Genomic DNA, 3726 nt, shown 5'->3' with positions numbered 1-3726 from the left:
TATGACGCGAGTGTTCTGAATGGTCGCGGCGTCTACGGGTTTTTCGCGAGCAAGCTCGCTCCTACGGCGATGAGGCTAGTACACACAACATCCTTTTTGATGACTCAGCGCAATCGCTCAAGCATCTGGTAGTACCACATACCCGCCGCCAACATCGGGTTGCCGAGCACATCGCCCATGGGCACGCGGATGTGTTGGCAGGCGGCAAAGGTATCGAACTGCCCCAGTTGCCCTGTGATCGCGCGACCCATGATTTCGCCCATGATGTGGGTCGTGGCGATGCCGTGGCCGGAGTAGCCCTGACAGTACCAGACATTGTCCGACAGCTTGCCCAGCTGCGGAATGCGGTTGATGACGATGCCCATCGCGCAGCTCCACTGATAATCGATGGCCACGCCTTTGAGCGCCGGGAATGTCTGCTCGATGCACGGACGCAGTTCGGCGGCGATGTCCCGTGAATCCTTGCCGCTGTAGTTGGCGCCACCACCGAACAGCAGGCGACCGTCAGCCGTCAGGCGGTAGTAATCGAGCACGAAGCGGCAGTCGTAGACCGCCAGGTCTTCAGGGTTGATCTGCCGGGCCAGATCCCCCAGTGGCGCGGTGGTGACGATGCCGCCCATGGCCGGAAAGATCTTGCCCTTGAGCTTGCCCGGTTCCAGTTTGTGGTAGACGTCGCCGGCCAGCAGCACCTGATTGGCGTCGATTCGCCCGTGGGCTGTTCGTACACCGGGCGTCTGTCCGTGGATGATTTCAAGCACTTCGCTGTTTTCGAAAATCAATGCACCCAGACTTTCCGCCGCCCGCGCTTCACCAAGGCACAGGTTCAGCGGATGCAGGTGCATGTTGCGCATGTTCTTGATGGCGCCGTGGTAGAGATCGCTTTGCAGCAGGTCGCGTACCTGGCTGCGGTCAAGCAGGCTGACTTCGTCGCCCATGCCACGGTGCACCGCCTCATCGAAATCCTTGCGCAATCCGTCCATATGGCTTGGCTTGTAGGCGGCGTGCAGGTGACCGTGCTTGAGGTCGCACTTGATGCCGTATTTTTCCACCCGCTCCTTGATAATGTCGTGCCCGCGCCAGCGCAGGTGCCAGATGAAATCGTCGACTTCTTCGCCAAGGGTACGACGCATCTGTTTGCGCATCGCTTCGTCGCCCGACAGGCTGCCGGTGACCTGGCCACCGTTGCGCCCGGTGGCGCCCCAGCCGATTTTGTTGCTTTCGACGATGGCGACTTTCAGGCCTTTTTCAGCCAGCTCAACCGCGGTGGCGACGCCGGTGAAACCACCGCCGATGATCACCACGTCGACGCGGTGTTGGCCTTGCAGGGTGGGGTAATCGGTGTCCTGGTTGAGGGTGGCGGTGTAGTAGGAGTTTGTGCGTTGTTGAGTCATGTTCGTGTCCGAGCAGAAAGAGGTCGTGAAGCTGGTTGGGACCCTGTGGGAGCGGGCTTGCCCGCGATGAGGCCAGCATGTCCAACATTGGTGGTGGCTGACACACCGCGATCGCGGGCAAGTCGAATCGTCGCACCGCCGCTCCCACAGGTTTTGTGGTGATTGACCTGGCTCACGCCTCAGTCAGATACCAGCGCCAATCCTGCTCACCTACTTCAGCCATGAACTGCCGATATTCGGCACGTTTGACCGCCAGATACACCCCAAGAAATTCCTGCCCCAACGCATCCCGCGCCCACGCTGAATTCTCCAGTGCCGTCAGCGACGTCAGCCAATCCGTCGGCAACAATTGCGTGGCCTGCGCGTAGCCGTTGCCTTGCACCGGTTCGCCCGGATCGAGGTTTTCGTTGATGCCGCGATGGATGCCGGCCAGGATCGCCGCGGCCGCCAGGTACGGGTTGGCGTCGGCGCCACAGATACGGTGTTCGATGTGCCGGCTGTTGGCCGGTCCGCCGGGAACACGCAGGCTGACCGTGCGGTTATCGACGCCCCAGGTCGGCGCCAGCGGTGCATAGCTGTTGGCCTGGAAACGCCGGTAGGAGTTGGCGTTGGGGCAGAACAGCAGCAGTGAATCGAGGAGCGAGGCGAGCATGCCGCCAATGGCCGTGCGCAGCAGCGGGGTGCCGGCCGGGTCTTCGGATGCGAACAAGTTGCGGCCCTCGGCATCGGCAATGCTGACGTGCATGTGCATGCCGGTGCCTGCCAGATGATCGAAGGGTTTGGCCATGAAGGTCGCCTGCATGCCGTGTTTGTGCGCGACAGCTTTCACCAGGCGTTTGTAGCGTACGGCCTGATCCATCGCCTGCAAGGCATCGCCGTGTTCAAGGGTGATTTCCACCTGGCCCGGCGCGTATTCGGAGATCGCCGTACGTGCCGGAATGTCGTGGAGTTTGCACGCCGCATAAAGGTCGGCGAGGAAGGGTTCGATCTGCTCCAGTTCACGCAGGCCATAAACTTGGGTGTGTCTCGGTCGACCACCGTCAGCGTCCAGCGCCGGTTGCGGCCGACCGTGATGATCGCGCTTGGTATCGAGCAGATAGAACTCCAGCTCGCAGGCCATTACCGGGTGATAACCCTGGGCTTTGAGTCCGTCAATGATCTTTATCAGCAGGTGACGCGGATCGGCGATGCTGGCCGGCATGCCTTCCTTCGGGTGCATGCTGACCTGCACGGCGGCGGTGGGAATCTGCCGCCACGGCATGCGCACCAGGCTGCCTTCGAGCGGGTAGGCGCGGCAGTCGATATCGCCGACATCCCAGACCAACCCGGAGTTCTCGACGTCTTCGCCTTGTACGGTCAGGCCGAGGATGGTACTGGGCAGGGGACGTCCGCTTTCATACACCGCCAGCAGTTCTTCGCGGTGCAAGAGCTTGCCGCGCGGCACGCCGTTGGCATCGAGAATGAACAGCTCGAACATCTCGATATCAGGGTTGTTCGCCAGAAAGTTCTTTGCATCTTCAAGGGCTGCGAATTTCATGTTTGTCACTCACGTTGGCGCCCCGCGGGCGCACGGATTCAGGCCAAGGCACGACGACGGACACAAGCCGGGTGCGTGCTGGCAGCGATAGCGAAAAGGAGGGTGCTCTACGCGTTGGGGACGCGATCAGGCGAGCAGGGTGCTATCCGGCGGACGTGCGGAGTGACGCAGTTTGGAACGGCGCAGGGCCATGGGCAGGTTGACGATGCGCTTCATGAGGCAATGCCGTTCGCGGCCAGGCGTGAGCTGGCAAGGGGCGAGGCGTACAGCGAGAGCTGTGGTGACGGCGAATGGCGCATGGCGCAGGTTTCCAGAGGCGGAAATCATCGGTGGCGAGTAGGACAAGCCATCCGGGGTGTCTGGATACTAGGGGTGAAAATCAAGTCTGTAAATATTATTCAACGCCCAGGACGTTCGCCAGCACACAGATTAACTCTACTGTAGGAGCGAGGCTTGCCCGCGAAGAGGCCGGCACTACCAACATCAATGTCGACTGGCCTGACGTCTTCGCGGGCAAGCCACGCTCCCACAGGGTCCTGCGTCGATCACAAAATCCACCAACCCCACCGGCCACTGTAGGAGCGAGGCTTGCCCGCGAAGAGGCCGGCACATCCAACATCGATATCGCCTGACACGACGCCATCGCCAGCAAGCCGGCTCCTACAGGGTCCTGCGTCGATCACAAAATCCACCAACCCCACCGGCCACTGTGGGAGCGAGGCTTGCCCGCGAAGAGGCCGGCACATCCAACATCGATATCGCCTGACACGACGCCATCGCCAGCAAGCCGGCTCCCAC

At 61.4% G+C, this 3726-nt stretch carries 2 protein-coding genes; both read right to left on the bottom strand.

Features of this window, described 5'->3' with window-relative positions:
• Positions 1-104: 104 nt before the first annotated feature.
• Positions 105-1391, bottom strand: coding sequence for an NAD(P)/FAD-dependent oxidoreductase (locus ACRESJ_RS11880; RefSeq protein ID WP_431758055.1), 1287 nt, complete (start codon positions 1389-1391; stop codon positions 105-107).
• 172 nt (positions 1392-1563) lie between these two features.
• Positions 1564-2928: a glutamine synthetase family protein gene (locus ACRESJ_RS11875; protein WP_431758054.1), complete on the bottom strand. Its 1365-nt coding sequence runs from the start codon at positions 2926-2928 to the stop codon at positions 1564-1566.
• Between the last annotated feature and the right edge of the window lie 798 nt (positions 2929-3726).

Source organism: Pseudomonas sp., assembly GCF_050739655.1.
Taxonomy (GTDB): Bacteria; Pseudomonadota; Gammaproteobacteria; order Pseudomonadales; family Pseudomonadaceae; genus Aquipseudomonas.
The sequence above is the reverse complement of the archived record's forward strand: the minus strand, read 5'-3'. Positions and strand labels throughout refer to the sequence as shown.